This window comes from Agrobacterium sp. P15N1-A, assembly GCF_044626815.1.
In the GTDB taxonomy this organism is placed as follows: domain Bacteria; phylum Pseudomonadota; class Alphaproteobacteria; order Rhizobiales; family Rhizobiaceae; genus Agrobacterium; species Agrobacterium leguminum.
In genome coordinates this window covers 370,571-388,317 of sequence record NZ_JBIUPF010000005.1, presented here as the reverse complement: position 1 = coordinate 388,317, position 17,747 = coordinate 370,571, and the positions used below count along the sequence as shown (strand labels likewise).

Below are 17,747 nucleotides of genomic sequence, written 5' to 3'. Positions count from 1 at the left end.
AAAGCCCTATTGTCATGACAAAGCGCAACTCTGGAAAATGGAGCTTCCCATGAACGACGCGCAGGTCGGGCTGATTGTCGCAACCCCTATTATCATTGGCTTTGCCGTGCTGTTGTACCGTATGGGAGTGTTGCAGCGCATGGGCGCGGTTTCCGCCGTACTTGCCTCCGTGGCCATTGCTTCGGTGCTGTTCCTGAACCAGTGAGAAGGCAGTCGCATGCTTGAACTTGTCGCCGCTCTTTCGCTTTTTGTGGCGCTGCATTCCATTCCCGCCGTGCCTGCCGTGCGTGGCCGGTTGATTGCGGCCATTGGCCGGCCCGCCTATTTCGGGGCTTATTCCGTGGTCTCGCTTCTGGCGCTGGGCTGGGTGTTTTATGCCGCGCTGTCGGTGGATTATATTCCGCTTTGGGATGTCGCGCCCTGGCAGGCGCATGTCACCTTTCTGGCAGCGCCGATTGGTCTGTTTTTCGTGCTCGCTGGTCTTCTCAGCGTCAATCCGCTTTCCATTTCCGTGCGGCAGGGAGATAAACCGGGGGCAATCGTGCGCATCACGCGGCACCCGGTGCTTGTCGGTTTCCTGTTCTGGTCGCTCGGCCATGTCGTGCCGAATGGCGACCTGCGTTCCGTTATTCTCTTCGGTGGCTTTGCGCTGTTTTCGCTTGGCGGGATGGCGATGACTGAAAAACGCGCCCGCAAAAGACTGGGTCATGCGTGGAGCGCGGCGGCTGCTAAAAACGCAACGATCCCTTTCGCAGCAATCCTTTCCGGCAAGACGCGCCTCGCCGTGGACGGGCCGATGCTGCTCGCCGTGGTACTGACAGGGTTGACGGTCTGGTGGCTGCTGGCCGGCGGCCATGCCGCGCTCTTTGGCGCGGACCCCATGGCCTATTTCTGATCGCTCACGACGTCTTCACTACGTGCGGCTGCCATATCGGCGCCTGCGGCGCGGAGCCGATACCGAGTTGATCGATGGCGCGGGCGGCGAGCTGGTCGACAATATCGAAGACGCTTTGCGGCCTGTTGTAAAAGGCCGGCACCGGCGGCATGACGATCGCACCGGCCTCCGTGACAGTGCACATGTTGCGCAGATGGATGAGATGCAGCGGCGTCTCGCGGGTCATCAACACCAGCTTCCGGCGTTCCTTCAAATGCACATCGGCGGCGCGGGTAAGAAGATTGTCCGAAAACCCGGTTGCAATGGCCGCGAGCGTCCGCATGGAGCAGGGGGCGACGATCATGCCGGCCGTTGGGAAGGAGCCGCTGGCAATCGCCGCACCAATATCATCGACGGCATGATTGACGCTGGCGAGCGAGAGCATCCGCCCCATGGCCTCGGCACCTTCCTCATGCAGCACGGTGTGTCTGGCGGATGGCGACAAGACGAGATGGATTTCGACGCTTTTCATCCCGGCAAGGCGCTCGATGATGCGCAGGGCGATGCCGGCACCCGAGGCGCCGGTGACGCCGACCACGACGCGGCACGGGGTCATGGCCGTTCTCCAAGTCCGAGATCACGCCACATCAGATCCACCTTTGCGATGACGTCAGGTGTCATGGAGAGCACGCGGCCCCATTGGCGCTCCGTCTCCGGCGAAAGCTTGCGGGTGGCGTCCAGCCCCATCTTGCCGCCGAGGCCGGTTTTCGGCGAGGCGAAGTCGAGATAATCGATCGGCGTATCGTCGATGATCGTTGTATCGCGCGAAGCGTCGAAACGGGTGGAAAGCGCCCAGATCACATCCGCCCAGCTGCGCACATTGATGTCGGGATCGACCAGAATGATGAGCTTCACATAGCTGAACTGCGGCAGCATCGACCACAGGCTCATCATCACCCGCTTTGCTTGCCCGGGATAACGCTTGTCGATGGAGGCGACCATGACGCGGTAGGAACAGGCCTCCGGCGGCATCCACAGATCGACGATTTCCGCAAACTGCCTTTTGACGAGCGGCAGGAAAATCTCGAGCATGGCTTCGCCGAGGACCGAGGGTTCATCCGGCGGCCGGCCGGTATAGGTGGAAAGATAGATCGGATCGCGCCGCATGGTGATGGCCGACAGCGTCATGATCGGAAAGGCTTCGACGGAATTATAATAGCCGGTGTGGTCGCCATAGGGGCCTTCCATTGCCGTTTCCTTGGCCGAGACAGTACCTTCCAGCACGATCTCGGCATTGGCGGGCACCGGCATCGGCACCGTCAGTGCCTTCGCGATGCGGCTTTTCGAGCCGCGCAGCAGGCCGGAAAAACCAAGCTCGCTGATATGTTCGGGAAGCGGCATGACGGCGGAAAGAATGGTGGCGGGATCAGTGCCGATAGCGACTGTTACGGGCATATCCAGCCCGCGTGCCTGCCACAGCCGGTGGTGCTGCGCGCCGCCGCGATGCGCCAGCCAGCGCATGATCACCCTGTCCGGCCCCTGCACCTGCATGCGATAGATGCCAACATTGATATCGTCGGGATCATCAGGCGAACGGGTGATGACCAGCGGCCAGGTGATGAGCGGGGCCGGTTCGCCCGGCCAGCACCATTGCACCGGCAGGCGGGCAAGATCAACCGCATCGCCTGTCAGTACCTTTTCCTGCACCGGCGCGCGCGAGACGTTGCGTGGCCGCATGGACAGTGCTGCCCGCAGCAAAGGCAGCTTACCCCATGCCTCGGCCATGGATTTCGGCGGCCGTGGCTCGCGCAATTCGGCAAGCTTTTGTCCAAGTGCTGGCAGGCCGCCCGTTTCCAGCCCCAGACCCCATTCGATGCGTTGCCGCGTGCCGAAGAGATTGGCAAGCAGCGGCATGTCCCGCACCTTGCCCTCATGGTCGACGGGTTGCTCGAACAGCAGCGCCGGCCCACCATCGGCGAGCACGCGGCGGTGGATTTCGGTGATTTCGTGCACCAGTGAGACCGGCTGGCGGATTCGCCGCAGCTGCCCGCGTTCTTCCAGCAACCGGACGAAACCGCGCAGATCGGCTGCGTGGGCGGGTTTAGTTTCTGTTTTCTCGTCTCTCATGCCGCCTTTTTGCCGGTGGCGGTGCGGCATGTCCTTGCGCTGCCGCAAATGCGGCTTCAGTGCGAACGAAGATAGTCGGCAAGAACGAGGGCGTGGTTGTGTTCGGTATCATGGGCGGCATAAAGCAGCGTGACGCGGCCCTTCGCCATCAGCTCCTTCATGCGCGCCACGGCATCGGGATTGGCGGCCAGCTCCTCATGATAGTGCCGGGTGAATTCCTCAAAGCGAGACGGCATATGGGAGAAGTTCTTGCGCAATTCGTTGCTGGGCGCGATTTCCTTCATCCACAGCGAAAGCTGTGCGGTTTCCTTGCGCATGCCGCGCGGCCACAGCCGGTCCACCAGAATGCGTGCGCCGTCATCACCGCTGGCGGCATCGTAAATCCGTTTGATCCTTATATCGGACATGGGCGGCCTCCTTCGCTTCGCAAGTTAATGATTTATAGCGGCTTTTGTGAAACCGCACCCGAAAATCTCTCTGTCTTTGCGTTCGCTCAAACCGGTGCCGGTGTGCTGCGGTTAGGGTCCTGTCCGCAACTGACCTGACAGGACCATTTATGAGACCGTTTCCCGCCGCCATCGCTACCCCCATGAATTTTCTGCCCCTTGCCGTGGTGCAGCGAGCGACGGCGACGATGCTGGCACAGATCATGAAGCGGCACCCTGATCTGTTCGGCCGGCTCGGTGAGCATAGCGGCAAACGCTATGCCTTCCTGCCTGTCGATCTGCCCTTCGCCTTCATGGTTGAGCCGGCGCGTCCGGCCATCACCGTCAGCCGAAAGGGCCGTCTGCCGAAGGTGGATGCGGCGGTGGAAGGGCCGCTTTTCATGCTGCTGGCGCTGATGGAGGGGCGGCAGGATGCCGATGCGCTGTTTTTTTCGCGGGATCTCAGCGTGACCGGCGACATGGAGGCGATGCTGGCACTGCGCAATGCGCTTGATGACAGCGGCATTGATCTGCCGCGCGATCTCGGTGCCTTTGCCGGGCCTTTTGCACCGGTGGTAACGGGGCTTGCGAACCGCCTGCGCGGCCATGTTCTATCCGGAACGCGTGGAGGTGCGGCATGGAGCTGATCTGTCCTGCGGGAACACCCGCCGCCTTCCGCGAGGCCGTGGATGCCGGGGCGGACGCGGTCTATTGCGGCTTTCGCGATGAAACCAATGCCCGCAATTTTCCCGGCCTCAATTTTTCCCGCGAAGAGCTTGCCGAAGCCATCGCTTACGCAAAGAAGCGCGGCGTCCAGACTTTCGTCGCACTCAACACCTTCATGCGCGCGGGCAATGAGGATATCTGGTATCGCGGTGCGGCCAATGCGGTGAAGGCGGGGGCGGATGCGCTTATCCTTGCCGATTTCGGCCTGATGGCGCATGTGGCCGAACACCATCCGCAGCAGCGCATCCATGTCTCCGTGCAGGCCTCCGCCTCCAATGCGGACGCGGTGAATTTCCTCGTCGATGCCTTCGGCGCGAAACGTGTGGTGCTGCCGCGCACCCTGACGATTCCCGACATCGCCCGGCTGGCGCGGCAGATCCGCTGCGAGATCGAAATCTTCGTGTTCGGCGGTCTTTGCGTCATGGCGGAGGGGCGCTGCTCGCTATCCTCCTACGCCACAGGCAAGTCACCCAACATGAACGGCGTCTGCTCACCAGCAAGCCATGTCCGCTACCGGCAGGACGGGCAGGCGCTGGTATCGGAACTTGGCGATTATACCATCAACCGTTTTCCCGCCGGCGAGGCGGCGGGTTACCCGACGCTGTGCAAGGGCCGGTTCGAGATTGCGGATGACAGGTCCTATGCCTTCGAGGATCCGGTGTCGCTTGATGTAATGGACCAGATCGATGCCTTGCGCGAAGCGGGCGTCAGCGCGCTGAAGATCGAGGGCCGCCAGCGCGGCAAGGCCTACGTCGCGGAAGTGGTTTCCACCCTGCACCGGGCGCTTGCCGCCGGTGCTGAAGAGCGCGGCAGGCTGCTTTCCCGCCTCCGGCTCTTGAGCGAAGGCCAGCGCACCACCGTCGGCGCTTATGAGAAACGCTGGAGATGACGGCGATGGCAAAACCCGCAGAAGCCACATTGGCGCTCGGCCCGGTCCTTTATCTCTGGCAGGGCGAGAAATGGCGCGATTTTTACTTTCGCATCGCCGATGAAGCGCCCGTCAGCCATGTCTATCTTGGTGAAACCGTCTGTTCCAAACGGTTTCATTTCACCGAGCCGCATCTGGCCGACGTGATCGAGCGGCTGGAGAATGCGGGAAAACAGGTGATCCTCTCGACGCTTTCGCTGGTGACGCTGGAGCGGGAAAGCCGCCACCTGCGCGGCCTGATCGCCGATAGCCCCTATCCGGTCGAGGCGAACGATCTTTCCGCGCTCGGCATGCTGCACGGCACGCCGCATGTCGTCGGGCCAATGGTGAACGTTTATAATGCCGCGACCGCGCGGCTGCTTTCTTCTCGTGGGGCGAGTGCCATCTGCCTGCCGCCGGAACTGCCGATGACCTCGGTGGAGCGCATCGTGGTGGAGACGCCTGATGTGGACTTCGAAATCCTTGCCTTCGGCCGCCTGCCGCTCGCCATTTCGGCGCGCTGCGCCCACGCCCGCGCCAAGGGCAATATCAAGGATAATTGCCAGTTCGTCTGCGGTGACGACCCTGACGGATTGCCGGTGCGCACGCTTGACCGGCAGTCGTTTCTGGCGCTGAACGGCGTGCAGACGGTGTCGCACACCTGCCAGTCGCTGCTTGGCGAATTGCAGGATCTGGCGGCCACCGGCATTTCCCGCTTCCGGCTGTCGCCGCAGGACTGCGACATGGTTGCGGTGGCGCAAATCCATGACGATGTTCTGGCCGGCAGGCGGGAGGCGGAGGACGGTCTTGCCCATCTCGGGCAAATCTATCCGGACGTGCCCTTTTCCAATGGTTTTCACCACGGGCAGGAAGGTGCGGCCTGGATCGCCCGCGCCCGCAACACGGCGCATGGGGTGAATGCATGACGACGAACGGGCAAAGTGAGCAAAAGCTGTCCGCAGCAGCGCCGGGCGGAGCGGATATCGCGGCGGCAATCCATCTGGTGCGCGACATTGTCTTGCAGAGCGCGCTTGATTGCAGCTGCCGCGACAGGGTGCACGAGGCGCTGCGCGAACTCGAGGATTTCGAGCGCCAGCGCAATATCGTCAAGCTTCTGGCCGCCGCCCGCGAGGAGCGGCGCAAGATAGCGCTCCTGACCGAGATGCTCTGCGATTTCGCCGAAGACGACACGGTGGATGAAGGCGTGGTCGAAACCGCAAGCCTGATGTTTCTCGATATCGCTGCCGCCGCGCAGGAGGGCTCGCGAATCCTGCGGGACGCGCTCTCACTCAAGAAGGGTGAATAAATCCCTGTTTTCGGCCCTGTTTGATCCTGCGCAAAGAGCGGGCGCTTGCAAAATGTCATTTCCGGGGTGGTGACGCGCCGGGACCGGAAGACAGGTCTGAGCGGGCGTCACGCGCATTATGGCGCTTCCGGCGCGAAAGGATCAGGACCATGGCCCATCTCACCCGTCGTCAGGCTCTTTCAGCCTTTTCCGGGCTCGCGGTCGCGACACTTGCCGCACCGCATGTTGCGAAAGCGGAAGCGCCGCTCACCTTTTATGGCCCTCCGGCCGCGCCGTCGGCCGTGCTGGCCCATGCGGTAAAGGGCGGGTTCTTGAAGGACGTCGCACCCGGAGCGGTCTTCAAAGCCTGGAAAACCCCGGATGAAATGCGTGCCGCCGTCGCCTCCGGCTCCATGGGAGCGATGGTGATGCCGAGCTACGGCGTCGCCAATCTCCACAATCGCGGCCTCGGCCTCGGGCTGTTGAACGTGCTGACCACGGGCCTGCTCTATATCGTTTCGAAAGACGGGACGCTGAACTCCCTGCAGAGCCTTTCCGGCAAGACCCTCGCTTTGCCGTTCAAGAACGACATGCCCGATTTCGTGCTGCGCCGCCTTGTTGCCGAAAACGGCCTGAAGCCCGGCGACATCAAGCTGGAATATGCCGCTTCGCCGCCGGAAGCCGTGCAATTGCTGCTGACGGGACGGGTGGATGCCGCCCTGCTGAGCGAGCCGGCCGCGACCGCCGTGCTCATCAAGGCGAAGTCGTTTTTCATGACCGTCCATCGCACCATCGATATTCAGCGGGAATGGGCGAAGGTGGCCGGCAAGGCTGAAATTCCGCAGGCTGGCCTCGCCTTGACATCGCCAGTCCAGCAAAAACTCGGCAGGGCCGGCATCGAGGCTTTGCAGGGCGCCATGGAGACGGCGCTCGCCAGCGCCGTAGCCGATCCGAAGACGGCGGCCGATGCGGCTGCCGATGCCTTGGGTTTCCCGCCGGAAATCATCGCCGCCTCCTTTCCGACAAGTCATCTGTGCGCCCTGAAGGCGAGCGCTGCGCGCGCCGATCTCGAGGCGTTCTACGATGAGCTTGCCAAGGTCGACCCGGCAATCATCGGCGGCCGGCGGCCTGATGACGGGTTTTATCTGGTGTAGCAGGCATGAACCGCATTCTCGAAAGTCTTGGCTGGATGGGCCGCTATCTCTGGGCGGGCTGGGCCGGGCTTTCAGGCATTTTCTGTTTTCTCGCCGCCTGGCAGGTCGGGCATGAGATTTATGGCTCCTTCATCCTGCCTTCGCCGGGGGAGACCTTCGCGGCAATGGGGCTTCTGGCGGCGCGGCCGGATTTCTTCGCCATCCTGTCGCAGAGCGCCGTCAGGGCCCTGACCGGCTTTGCCATCGCCGCCGGCATCGGCACGGTGGCGGGCGTGCTGGCGGGCTATTCCTTCGCGGCCATGCGGCTGATGAAGCCTGTCGTCACCGTTCTGCTCGGCGTGCCGCCCATCGGCTGGATCGTGCTGGCGCTCATCTGGTTCGGCTCGTCGGGGGGCACGGCTGTCATGACCGTCATCATCGCCTCGGCTCCCGTGTCCTTTGCCGGTGCGCTGGAAGGTGTCGCCAAGCGCGACCGTCAGCTGGAGGTGATGGCGCAGGCCTTCGGCGCTCCGTGGTTTTACCGGCTGCGCACCGTCACCATGCCGCATGTGCTCTCCTACCTCTTCCCGGCCTGGACGACGACGGCCGGAAGCGCGTGGAAAGTAACCGTCATGGCCGAGCTCCTTTCGAATTCCGGCGGCATTGGCGGCGAACTGGCCACCGCACGCGCGCTGTTCGACATCGCACAGGTCAGCGCCTGGCTCACCATCACCGTCGCGCTGGCGCTGCTGACCGATTACGGCCTGCTGCATCTGCTGCGCGAGGCGCTGGAACGCTGGCGCGCCGCCGGGCTGCCATGGGGTGTGAAACGATGAGCGACCGTTCCATCCTGCGCTTCGAACATGTCGGCTACGCCTTTCTTGGCCGCAGCCTGTTCGAGAATTTCAATCTCGGCATAGCGCCCGGGGAAACCGTGGCGCTGCTTGGCCCCTCCGGCAGCGGCAAGACGACGATTTTGCAGATCGCGGCTGGTATCATCGATCCTGTTCGCGGCCGCGTGCACCGCCATTATCGCCGGCAGGGGCTGGTGTTTCAGGAGCCAAGGCTTTTGCCGTGGATGACGCTTATCGACAATATCGCCTACGGCCTTGCGGCGGCCGGCATGCCGAAACGGGAGCGGCGCGAAAGGGCGGGCCTTTTTGCGCTGGAAGTCGGTCTGGAGGCGGCGGATTTCGGCAAATATCCGGTGGAACTCTCCGGCGGCATGCGCCAGCGCGCCGGCGTTGCGCGGGCGCTCGCCGTGGAGCCGGACATGCTGTTTCTGGACGAGCCCTTCAGCGCCGTCGATGTCGGCCTGCGCCGTCATTTGCAGGAGCTTCTGGTGGACGCCGCCCGGCGGCGCGGTTTTTCCACCCTTCTCGTCACCCATGATCTTCATGAGGCGTTGCTGGTTGCCGACCGGCTGATCGTGCTCTCCGGCGTCGATGGTCGCGTCATTGCCGCGCATAAGCCCGCCGGTTCGCCGGGCCGGCGCATGGCGCGGGCGGTTTTCGACGAAGCGGAACGCCTGTCTGAGAGTCCGGCCTTCGCCGAACTGTTTTCAGCAAAGGAGCGGGTGCGATGAGGCAGCCCCCCATCCTTTCGGAAGCCCTGCGGCTGTTTTTCCCGCTGGCCGCCCTGCATGGCGCGGGCTGGTCCTTCCTGTGGGTCGTCATCGGTGGTTATGCCCTGCCTTTTGCCGATGCGGTGCCTGCATCGCAATGGCACGCCCATGAAATGATCTTCGGCACCTATGGCATGGCACTTGCCGGTTTCCTCGGATCGGCGGTGCCGGAATGGACGGATACGAAGCCGGCGCAGGGAAGAACGCTGCTTCATCTCGCCGGTCTCTGGCTGCCGGGCCGCCTTATCGGCTTTCTCGGGATGGAGGCATGGAGCCTGTTTGCGGGTTTTTTCGATCTCGCCTTTCTGCTCGCGCTCTCTGTTCTCATCGGCAGGGCGATGCTGGCGCGGCGCACGATGAAACACTTGGCATTCCTTATCTGGTTTCTTTTGTTTACGGCGGCTGAAGCGGGTGTGCGTTATGCCTGGTGGAGCGGCGATCCTGAATTTGCATCCCGCTTTCTGGAAGCGGCGCTGTGCATCTTCACCGTGCTGTTTTCACTCTCCGCCGCGCGTATCAATGTGGTCGTCATCAATCTGGCGCTCGATCCGGGCGGCGAGACCACGCCTTACCGGCCGCATCCCGGCCGCCAGCATATGGCGGGCGCCATGGTGACGCTTTACATGGCGGCGAAGCTTTTCTTTCCGCAAAGCGATGTCTGCGCCTGGCTTTCGCTTGCGGCCGGGGCCGCCTTTTTCGACCGACTGGCCGAATGGTTCATCGGGCGTGCCGCCTTCAAGACCGAGGTGCTGTTGCTCGGTCTCGGCAACGCCTTTGCGGGCGCGGGTTTTCTGGCGCTCGGCGCAACAAGGCTCGGTTTTTCCGTCACGCCCGCCGCAGGGCTGCATCTGCTGTCGGTCGGGGCGCTGGGATGCGCCATCATGGCCGTCTTCATCATTGCCGGGCTGCGGCATACGGGCCGCAACCTGACGCATCTGCCATGGCAGGCGCATGTGGCCGCCCTTCTGATGGCGATGGCGGGGCTGGTCCGCATCCTGCCGGAATTCGATTTTGCCGCAACATTGTCACCCTATCACCATGGCCTCAGCGCCGTTTTGTGGGCGGCGAGCTTCGGGGTCTGGTTGCAGGGCTTTCTGCCCTTCATGCGCGCGCCTGGCATCGATGAGGCGGGGGCATGCGGATGAGAGACACCTTGCCCCGCGGCGGCGACATCACTGTCCCGACCGGTTTGTTTATTTTTTTGGCAAAAGCACAAAGTGAAATCAGTGACTTAGGGGAGGGATATTGATGAATGTTAGTTTTGATAAATAATCAATAAAATCAAGTAGTTGAACATATCTTCTTTTTGGTCGATTATAACTCCAACCGAATAGGGAAACGCGAATATGCCTAAAATAGTCGCGCCTCAACACGCAGATGAAAAGCCAGGTCGGACGAGGGAACTTGTCACCTTCGCCGTTCTGGCATTCGGAATCTGGCCCATTCTGGCGGTCGGATTTGTCGGAGCCTATGGCTTTATCGTCTGGATGTTCCAGATCATTTACGGCCCGCCGGGGCCGCCTGGCCATTGAGGGCGAGATGATGATGGAAGTCTCTCTCAGCCGGCGCGATTTCCTGCGCGGCGGGCAAAAAAATAGACCACGCATCTGTCCCCCCGGGGTCGCGTTGAGCGACCTCGCCGCGTGCAGCGGTTGCGCAAAATGCGTCGAGGCCTGTCCCCCCGGCATCATCGCCATGGCGGACGGTTTGCCTTGCGTGGATTTCTCCGCCGGGGAATGCACCTTTTGCGGCAAATGTGCTGAGGCCTGTCCCGAGCCGGTCTTTGCTGCCCCCACGGCCCAGCGCTTCGATCATGTCATGGCGATCGGTGAGGGGTGTCTCGCCTTCGGCGATATCGATTGTCAGGCCTGCCGCGATGCCTGTCCGACCGAGGCCATCCGGTTTCGGCCCCGCCGCGGCGGCCCCTTCGTTCCGGAACTGCTGGAAGATGCCTGCACCGGTTGCGGGGCCTGCGTGTCCGTCTGTCCCGCCAGTGTGATCGAGATCAAAGATAGAGCCACGGAGATGCAATATGCCTGAAAATACAGGCCGGTATCATGTTTCAAGCGCTGTCGTGGCGGTGATGCCGCAGATGCGGGACGCTGTGCTGGCAACGCTTTTAACGCTCGACAATGTCGAGGTTCATGGCGAGGGCAACGGCAAGATTGTCATCGTCATAGACGGCACGAGCACCGGCATCCTGGGCGATACGCTCACTTATATTTCGACACTCGACGGTGTGATTGCCGCCAACATGGTTTTCGAACACGTCGACACAGAGGAGACAAGCGGCGATGAGCAGCGAACTGACGCGGCGTGATCTATTGAAGGCCCATGCCGCCGGCATTGCGGCGGCAACGGCGGGCATTGCGCTGCCGGCCGCCGCCCAGCCGGTGCCCGGCGGTGTTTCCGCATTGCAGATCAAGTGGTCCAAGGCGCCCTGTCGTTTCTGCGGCACGGGCTGCGGCGTCATGGTCGGCGTCAAGGAAGGCAAGGTTGTCGCCACCCATGGCGACATGCAGGCGGAGGTCAATCGCGGCCTCAACTGCATCAAGGGCTATTTCCTGTCGAAGATCATGTATGGCAAGGACCGGCTGCAGACCCCGCTTCTGCGCAAGAGGAACGGCGTCTACGCCAAGGACGGCGAGTTCGAGCCGGTGAGCTGGGACGAGGCCTTCGATGTGATGGCGCAGCAGTGCAAGCGGGTGCTGAAGGAAAAGGGACCGACGGCCGTGGGCATGTTCGGCTCGGGCCAGTGGACGATCTTCGAAGGTTATGCCGCGACCAAGCTGATGCGTGCCGGTTTCCGTTCCAACAATCTTGATCCCAATGCCCGTCACTGCATGGCTTCGGCCGCTTACGCCTTCATGCGCACCTTCGGCATGGACGAGCCGATGGGCTGTTACGACGATTTCGAACATGCCGATGCTTTCGTGCTCTGGGGCTCGAACATGGCGGAGATGCATCCCATTCTGTGGACCCGCATTGCCGACCGGCGTCTGGGATTTGACCACGTGAAGGTGGCGGTGCTTTCGACCTTCACCCATCGCAGCATGGATCTGGCAGATGTTCCGATCATCTTCAAACCGGGTACGGACCTCGTCATCCTCAACTACATCGCCAACCACATCATCAAGACCGGGCGCGTCAACGAAGACTTCGTGAAGAACCACACGAAATTCGTGCGCGGTGTCACCGATATCGGTTATGGCCTGCGGCCCGATAATCCGGTGGAGGTGAATGCCGCCAATTCCGCCGATCCGACCAAGACCGAAGCGATCGATTTCGAGACCTTCAAGGAATTCGTCTCCGAATACACGCTGGAAAAAACCGCTGCCATGACCGGCGTGGAAGCCGGCTTCCTGGAGGAGCTGGCCGAGCTTTATGCCGACCCGAACCGCAAGGTCATGTCGCTGTGGACCATGGGTTTCAACCAGCATGTGCGCGGTGTCTGGGCCAACCAGATGGTCTATAACATCCACCTTTTGACCGGAAAGATTTCCGAGCCGGGCAACAGCCCGTTCTCGCTCACCGGCCAGCCATCGGCCTGCGGCACGGCGCGCGAGGTGGGAACCTTTGCCCACCGCCTGCCGGCCGACATGACGGTGACCAATCCGGAACACCGCAAACATGCCGAGGAAATCTGGCGCATCCCGCACGGCATCATCCCGGAAAAGCCGGGTTACCACGCCGTGCAGCAGGACCGCATGCTGCATGACGGCAAGCTGAATTTCTACTGGGTGCAGGTCAATAATAACGTCCAAGCCGGTCCCAACACCAAGAACGAGACCTATCAGGGCTATCGAAACCCGGAAAACTTCATCGTTGTTTCGGATGCCTATCCGACCATCACGGCCATGAGCGCCGACCTCATCCTGCCCGCCGCCATGTGGGTGGAGAAGGAGGGGGCCTATGGCAATGCCGAGCGGCGCACCCATGTCTGGCACCAGCTTGTCGAAGCCTCGGGCGAGGCGCGTTCCGACCTCTGGCAGCTGGTGGAATTCTCCAAGCGCTTTACCACGGATGAGGTGTGGCCGGCGGAGATACTGGACGCCAATCCCGCCTATCGCGGCAAGACGCTGTACGAGGTGCTCTACAAAGACAGCGATGTCGGCAAGTTCCCGTTAAGCGAGATCAACGGCGAATACGAGAACCAGGAAGCAAAACACTTCGGCTTCTATCTGCAGAAGGGTCTCTTCGAGGAATATGCGGCCTTCGGGCGCGGCCACGGCCATGATCTGGCGCCCTACGATGCCTATCACGAGGTGCGCGGCATGCGCTGGCCGGTGGTGGACGGCAAGGAAACGCTGTGGCGTTACCGCGAGGGTTACGACCCCTACGTCAAGCCGGGCGAGGGCGTGAAGTTCTACGGTAACAAGGACGGCAAGGCGGTCATCATCGCCGTGCCCTACGAGCCGCCGGCGGAATCCCCGGATGCGGAATTCGATACCTGGCTGGTGACGGGCCGTGTGCTGGAGCACTGGCATTCCGGCTCCATGACCATGCGCGTGCCGGAACTCTACAAGGCTTTCCCCGGCGCCCGCTGTTTCATGAATGCCGACGATGCGCGCAAGCGCGGGCTCAACCAGGGCGCGGAAATCCGCATCGTCTCGCGCCGTGGCGAAATCCGCTCCCGCGTGGAAACACGCGGCCGCAACCGCATGCCGCCCGGCGTCATCTTCGTTCCCTGGTTCGATGCCAGCCAGCTCATCAACAAGGTCACGCTCGACGCAACCGATCCCATCTCCAAGCAGACGGATTTCAAGAAATGCGCAGTCAAGATAGAGCCAGTCGCATGATCAGGAAACACGGATGGATCGCCGCCACGCTTCTGGTCGTGGCGCTGGCGACGGGGGCCGTTGCGCAGATGGTGCCGGAATTGTCCGGCCCGCGCGGCGACGCCATGCAGACCGAGCCGGCCAAACCCCTGCCGAAATGGGTGATCGACGATTTCAGGCGCATGCGCGCTTACCCGGAGCAGCCGCCGGTCATCCCGCATTCGATCGACGGTTACCAGCTTTCCGTCAACGCCAACCGCTGTCTCTCCTGTCACAAGCGCGAATTCACCCAGGACTCCGGCGCGCCGATGATCAGCGTCACCCATTACATGACGCGCGAAGGCCAGATGCTGGCGGATGTTTCACCGCGCCGTTATTTCTGCACCGCCTGCCATGTGCCGCAGGCCGATACGCGGCCTCTCGTGCCCAACACCTTTCAGGACATGAGCGAGATGGGCGTCAAACCGGCGGGTAGCGAATGATGATCGCCCGTGTGAAAAAACTTCTCGCCTGGTTATGGGCGGTTCTGACGACGCCGGCCGGCACGCTCAGCCTCGCCTTCCTTACCCTTGGCGGTTTCGTCGGCGGTGTCATGTTCTGGGGCGCCTTCAACACCGCGCTCGAAATGACCAACAAGGAAGCCTTCTGCATTTCCTGCCACGAGATGCGCGCCAATGTTTATGAGGAACTGACGCGGACGGTGCATTTCTCCAATCGCTCCGGCGTGCGCGCCTCCTGTCCGGATTGCCATGTGCCGCATGAGTGGACGGACAAGATCGCCCGCAAGATGCAGGCCTCGAAGGAGGTCTGGGGCAAGATTTTCGGCACCATCGATACGCGCAAGAAGTTCCTCGACAAGCGGCTGGAGCTCGCCCAGCACGAATGGTCGCGCCTCAAAGCCAATGACAGCCTGGAATGCCGTAACTGCCATTCCTCCGCCGCCATGGACTTTACCAAACAGACGCAGCGCGCCGCCGATATTCATTCCAAATATCTGCTGACGGGCAAGGCCACCTGCATCGATTGCCATAAAGGCATCGCCCATGAATTGCCCAATATGGAAGGCATAGACCCCGGCTGGAAAATGCCGCCGGCGCTCAATGACCAGCCGGGGCCGACGGCGTCCGCCGTCGACGACCTGCGTCGGGCGATGACGGATGTGCACCGGAACGTTTTCTGAATATCGAGGCGACCGGTTGAGGAGCCGTGATCGGCTTCAGACGCGGCCGGCTTCTTCGATGAACCGGCGCACCAGCGGCAGATGCCGCCTTTCGGCAAGGCAGATGGCATATTCGTCGACGAGTTCGTTGGCGTCGCTGAGCGGCACGAAAGAAAGGCGTGCATCGTGGCCGAATTCCAGATCGGCCACCACGCCGCATCCCACCCCGTTGGCGATGGCTTCCCGCACGCCTTCACGGGAGGAAATCTCGATTACGGGCTGGATGGAGATGCCGTGATCGGCAAGGTTCTTTTCGAAGATTTCACGGGTGCGCGACCCCCGCTCGCGCATGACGAAGGACAGGCCTTCGAGCTCGGCCATGAAAACGCTCTCCCGCTCAGCCAGCGGGTGAGAGACGGGCACGCACAGCCCTAGCCGCATGCTGAGGAATTTGACGCCGTAGAGGCGTGGATCGTCCGGTGCACGGGCGGTAATGGCGACATCGGCCACCGACAGCGCCGGCAAGAGCATCGCGGACGATTTTCGCGTGCGCGTCGCCGGCCCGAACGCCTATACCATCGCCGTGTTCCCCGATACGCAGGACTATACGTCCAATGACGGTATCAAGCATCTGTTCGGCGAGATGACGCAATGGTTGGTCGACAATCGCGATAGCCACAAAATCGTCTTCATGAGCCATGTGGGCGATATCACCCAGAACAATCGTCCCGCTGAATGGGATGTCGCCGAACCGGCGCTGCGCAAGCTTGACGGCAAGGTGCCTTACGCGCTGCTGCCCGGCAACCACGATCAGGCGAATGGCGGAACCGCGGCCGATCACAGCTCGGTCGAACTGGACCGGTTACAGCGCCTGCGAAGCGATCCCCAACGCCTTCGCTCTCCCCCGCGGCCTTTTGAGCGCAGGAATGGTCATGCAATTTGCCGGCCGTCCGCGCGGTGAACGTCGGCAGGCACAGACCCAACCGTGTTTTGACGACGTTCTTACTTATTTGTTGGACCAGTATTAAGCATTTTTGCCAGGGTCGAGCAAATATGGCCTCTTCAATTGACATTTTCTTCGTAACATCCAACAATTGAACATCGGATGGGAGGGGCCATGCACATCATTGATAAAGCGCCTTCCCTGGATGCGCCGCGTGGTTCGGCCGTTGAGCGGCTGATAGCCAATATCCAGCGGATGATTTCGGACAGGAATCTCGCTTTCGGCGATGCATTGCCCACGGAGCGCGAGCTTGGCCTTATGCTGGGGGCGAGCCGCAATACGGTGCGCGAGGCTTTGCAATATCTGCGCGCCTACGGCGTCATCGACATCAGGCCGAAAACAGGCGCTGTGTTGACCAATCGTCAAAGTCACGCCGTCGACCGGCTGATGACATTGCATCATGCCATTTCGCCCGCCTCCTTCCGCGAGGTGCAGGGCTTCCGCAAAGTGGTGGAAACGGCGGCGGGGGAGATCGTGCTCTTGCGCGCGGCGCAAAGCGACCTCGACGCGCTGGATGCCGCCAATCGCAGGGTGCGGGAAAGCGTCAGCGCGGAGGAGGCCGCGGTGAATGATTTCGTCTTTCACGATCTCCTTGTGCAGTTGGCGGGTAACAGCGTGCTGCACGCCAGCTATCTTTCGCAGCGTAATGCCATGCTTGAAATCATGCGGATTGGAAAAGGCAATCGGCCCATTCACGATGCCACCTATACCGCGCATCAGGAGATCATCGATGCCCTGCGGGCGCGGGACCGCCTCGCTTTCAGTTATCTTCTGAGCCGGCACCTGGATTTCGGTCTCAGATTCATCGAGGCAAAAGACGGCGTTTCAGAAGATGTTGACGGGGCAGGAGGCGTTGATGGGGGAGTTTGAGGGCAAGATTGCCCTGATAACGGGAACCTCCGGCATTGGCCGCGCGTCGGCGCTGGAATTGGCGCGCGCCGGCGCGCAGGTCACCTGTCTGGGCATTGATGAAGCTGCAAATGATGGGCTGCGGGATGTGGCGCGGTCGGAAAAGCTCGATCTTGCCATCCGGACCTGCGACGTTGCCAGCAGCAGCGAGGTGGAAGCGGCCTTTTCCGCTTTCGAAGGGCTCGACGTGATCGTCAATTCCGCTGCCATTCACCCCTACGGGACCGTTGTGGATACCGATCCTGAAGTCTTTCTCAAGGCTTACGCGGTCAATGTCGGCTCCATACAGCTCACGGCCCGCCATGGCATCCCTTTGATGCAAAAGCGTGGCGGCGGCGCGATCGTCAATATTTCCTCCGTGCAGGGGCATGCCTGCCAGAAGAATGTCGCAGCCTATGTTGCCACAAAAGGCGCCATTCATGCCCTGACGCGGGCCATGGCGCTGGATCACGCGGGCGATCGCATCCGGGTCAACTCGGTCAGCCCGGGTTCCGTGCGCACGCCCATTCTGGAACTCGCCGCGCGAACCTTCGATGGTGCTGACGCCGACGTGGAGGAGGCCTTCCGCAGATTTGGCACCGCTCATCCCATTGGCCGGATTGGGGAGCCGGAAGAGATCGCGGGGCTGGTGCTGTTTCTGGCCTCGGACCGCGCCGGTTTCGTCACCGGTGCCGATTACCTGATCGATGGCGGCCTGCTGGCGGGACTGGGGGTAAAATAGAGGCGATGAGCGCCGGCCTTCGTATGCGTATATTTGCGCTTTTGTGCTGTTTGATGCTGCATTCCTCTTGACATCG

Annotated in this window: 23 protein-coding genes; 19 read left to right on the top strand and 4 right to left on the bottom strand. The window is 61.8% G+C overall.

The annotated features are described in order from the left end of the window. Nucleotides 1-49 precede the first annotated feature (49 nt). Together ACIK7D_RS19165 and ACIK7D_RS19160 are read left to right on the top strand one after the other, a co-directional pair. Nucleotides 50-205: a hypothetical protein gene (locus tag ACIK7D_RS19165; protein WP_003520964.1), complete on the top strand. Its 156-nt coding sequence runs from the start codon at nucleotides 50-52 to the stop codon at nucleotides 203-205. A 12-nt stretch (nucleotides 206-217) separates the two neighbouring features. Beyond that, nucleotides 218-895, top strand: coding sequence for an NnrU family protein (locus tag ACIK7D_RS19160; protein ID WP_400157091.1), 678 nt, complete (start codon nucleotides 218-220; stop codon nucleotides 893-895). A 4-nt stretch (nucleotides 896-899) separates the two neighbouring features. Here the strand turns inward: ACIK7D_RS19160 and ACIK7D_RS19155 are convergent, their stop codons facing one another. From ACIK7D_RS19155 to ACIK7D_RS19145, 3 genes are read right to left on the bottom strand one after another with little or no spacing between them, the layout of a single operon-like run. Beyond that, nucleotides 900-1,490 (bottom strand): UbiX family flavin prenyltransferase, encoded by a 591-nt coding sequence (locus tag ACIK7D_RS19155; RefSeq protein WP_400157090.1) that lies wholly within the window; start codon nucleotides 1,488-1,490, stop codon nucleotides 900-902. Beyond that, nucleotides 1,487-3,001 carry a UbiD family decarboxylase gene (locus ACIK7D_RS19150; RefSeq protein WP_400157089.1) on the bottom strand — a complete coding sequence of 505 codons (1,515 nt, stop codon included), beginning with the start codon at nucleotides 2,999-3,001 and terminating at the stop codon, nucleotides 1,487-1,489. The genes ACIK7D_RS19155 and ACIK7D_RS19150 overlap by 4 nt, the downstream gene beginning before the upstream one ends. 56 nt (nucleotides 3,002-3,057) lie before the next feature. Further along, the gene (locus ACIK7D_RS19145; protein WP_400157088.1) at nucleotides 3,058-3,408 is read right to left on the bottom strand and encodes a DUF488 domain-containing protein; all 351 of its coding nucleotides are present in this window, start codon (nucleotides 3,406-3,408) and stop codon (nucleotides 3,058-3,060) included. Between the two features lie 149 nt (nucleotides 3,409-3,557). Between ACIK7D_RS19145 and ACIK7D_RS19140 the strand changes: the two genes are divergently transcribed. The 14 genes from ACIK7D_RS19140 to ACIK7D_RS19075 all read left to right on the top strand — a co-directional run bounded on the left by ACIK7D_RS19140 (nucleotide 3,558) and on the right by ACIK7D_RS19075 (nucleotide 15,059). After that, nucleotides 3,558-4,073, top strand: a complete 516-nt coding sequence (locus ACIK7D_RS19140) for an SCP2 domain-containing protein (protein WP_400157087.1) — start codon at nucleotides 3,558-3,560, stop codon at nucleotides 4,071-4,073. Further along, nucleotides 4,064-5,041 carry a peptidase U32 family protein gene (locus tag ACIK7D_RS19135; RefSeq protein WP_400157086.1) on the top strand — a complete coding sequence of 326 codons (978 nt, stop codon included), beginning with the start codon at nucleotides 4,064-4,066 and terminating at the stop codon, nucleotides 5,039-5,041. The genes ACIK7D_RS19140 and ACIK7D_RS19135 overlap by 10 nt, the downstream gene beginning before the upstream one ends. Nucleotides 5,042-5,046: 5 nt before the next feature. Next, entirely contained in the window at nucleotides 5,047-5,985 is a 939-nt protein-coding gene (locus ACIK7D_RS19130; protein ID WP_400157085.1) for a U32 family peptidase, read from the top strand. Then, the gene (locus ACIK7D_RS19125; protein WP_400157084.1) at nucleotides 5,982-6,365 is read left to right on the top strand and encodes a hypothetical protein; all 384 of its coding nucleotides are present in this window, start codon (nucleotides 5,982-5,984) and stop codon (nucleotides 6,363-6,365) included. Before ACIK7D_RS19130 ends, ACIK7D_RS19125 begins: the two co-directional genes overlap by 4 nt. Before the next feature lie 149 nt (nucleotides 6,366-6,514). After that, nucleotides 6,515-7,498 (top strand): ABC transporter substrate-binding protein, encoded by a 984-nt coding sequence (locus ACIK7D_RS19120; RefSeq protein WP_400157083.1) that lies wholly within the window; start codon nucleotides 6,515-6,517, stop codon nucleotides 7,496-7,498. A 5-nt stretch (nucleotides 7,499-7,503) separates the two neighbouring features. Next, a complete protein-coding gene (locus tag ACIK7D_RS19115) occupies nucleotides 7,504-8,313 on the top strand; it encodes an ABC transporter permease (protein WP_400157082.1) in 810 nt (269 codons plus the stop codon). Continuing rightward, complete coding sequence (locus ACIK7D_RS19110; protein ID WP_400157081.1) at nucleotides 8,310-9,062, top strand: ATP-binding cassette domain-containing protein; 753 nt, start codon at nucleotides 8,310-8,312, stop codon at nucleotides 9,060-9,062. Before ACIK7D_RS19115 ends, ACIK7D_RS19110 begins: the two co-directional genes overlap by 4 nt. Then, nucleotides 9,059-10,246, top strand: a complete 1,188-nt coding sequence (locus ACIK7D_RS19105) for an NnrS family protein (protein WP_400157080.1) — start codon at nucleotides 9,059-9,061, stop codon at nucleotides 10,244-10,246. The genes ACIK7D_RS19110 and ACIK7D_RS19105 overlap by 4 nt, the downstream gene beginning before the upstream one ends. A 201-nt stretch (nucleotides 10,247-10,447) precedes the next feature. Beyond that, nucleotides 10,448-10,633 (top strand): periplasmic nitrate reductase, NapE protein, encoded by a 186-nt coding sequence (gene napE, locus ACIK7D_RS19100; RefSeq protein ID WP_022557563.1) that lies wholly within the window; start codon nucleotides 10,448-10,450, stop codon nucleotides 10,631-10,633. Between the two features lie 7 nt (nucleotides 10,634-10,640). After that, a complete protein-coding gene (locus tag ACIK7D_RS19095; protein WP_400157079.1) occupies nucleotides 10,641-11,141 on the top strand; it encodes a ferredoxin-type protein NapF in 501 nt (166 codons plus the stop codon). Next, nucleotides 11,134-11,421: a chaperone NapD gene (locus ACIK7D_RS19090; RefSeq protein WP_400157078.1), complete on the top strand. Its 288-nt coding sequence runs from the start codon at nucleotides 11,134-11,136 to the stop codon at nucleotides 11,419-11,421. The genes ACIK7D_RS19095 and ACIK7D_RS19090 overlap by 8 nt, the downstream gene beginning before the upstream one ends. Further along, nucleotides 11,396-13,900 carry a periplasmic nitrate reductase subunit alpha gene (gene napA / locus ACIK7D_RS19085; RefSeq protein WP_080820506.1) on the top strand — a complete coding sequence of 835 codons (2,505 nt, stop codon included), beginning with the start codon at nucleotides 11,396-11,398 and terminating at the stop codon, nucleotides 13,898-13,900. Before ACIK7D_RS19090 ends, napA begins: the two co-directional genes overlap by 26 nt. After that, nucleotides 13,870-14,361: a nitrate reductase cytochrome c-type subunit gene (locus ACIK7D_RS19080; protein ID WP_080820507.1), complete on the top strand. Its 492-nt coding sequence runs from the start codon at nucleotides 13,870-13,872 to the stop codon at nucleotides 14,359-14,361. The genes napA and ACIK7D_RS19080 overlap by 31 nt, the downstream gene beginning before the upstream one ends. Nucleotides 14,362-14,363: 2 nt before the next feature. Next, entirely contained in the window at nucleotides 14,364-15,059 is a 696-nt protein-coding gene (locus ACIK7D_RS19075; RefSeq protein ID WP_269313700.1) for a cytochrome c3 family protein, read from the top strand. A 36-nt stretch (nucleotides 15,060-15,095) separates the two neighbouring features. Here ACIK7D_RS19075 and ACIK7D_RS19070 read toward each other — a convergent pair whose 3' ends face one another. Then, complete coding sequence (locus tag ACIK7D_RS19070) at nucleotides 15,096-15,548, bottom strand: LysR substrate-binding domain-containing protein (RefSeq protein ID WP_400157077.1); 453 nt, start codon at nucleotides 15,546-15,548, stop codon at nucleotides 15,096-15,098. Here ACIK7D_RS19070 and ACIK7D_RS19065 point away from each other — a divergent pair. The 3 genes from ACIK7D_RS19065 (at nucleotide 15,532) to ACIK7D_RS19055 (ending at nucleotide 17,671) form a co-directional block, all read left to right on the top strand. Next, nucleotides 15,532-15,999, top strand: a complete 468-nt coding sequence (locus ACIK7D_RS19065) for a metallophosphoesterase (protein ID WP_233284796.1) — start codon at nucleotides 15,532-15,534, stop codon at nucleotides 15,997-15,999. The genes ACIK7D_RS19070 and ACIK7D_RS19065 overlap by 17 nt on opposite strands. A gap of 156 nt (nucleotides 16,000-16,155) precedes the next feature. Further along, nucleotides 16,156-16,911: a FadR/GntR family transcriptional regulator gene (locus tag ACIK7D_RS19060; RefSeq protein WP_400157076.1), complete on the top strand. Its 756-nt coding sequence runs from the start codon at nucleotides 16,156-16,158 to the stop codon at nucleotides 16,909-16,911. After that, complete coding sequence (locus tag ACIK7D_RS19055) at nucleotides 16,898-17,671, top strand: SDR family NAD(P)-dependent oxidoreductase (protein ID WP_400157075.1); 774 nt, start codon at nucleotides 16,898-16,900, stop codon at nucleotides 17,669-17,671. The genes ACIK7D_RS19060 and ACIK7D_RS19055 overlap by 14 nt, the downstream gene beginning before the upstream one ends. The last annotated feature ends 76 nt before the right edge of the window (nucleotides 17,672-17,747 follow it).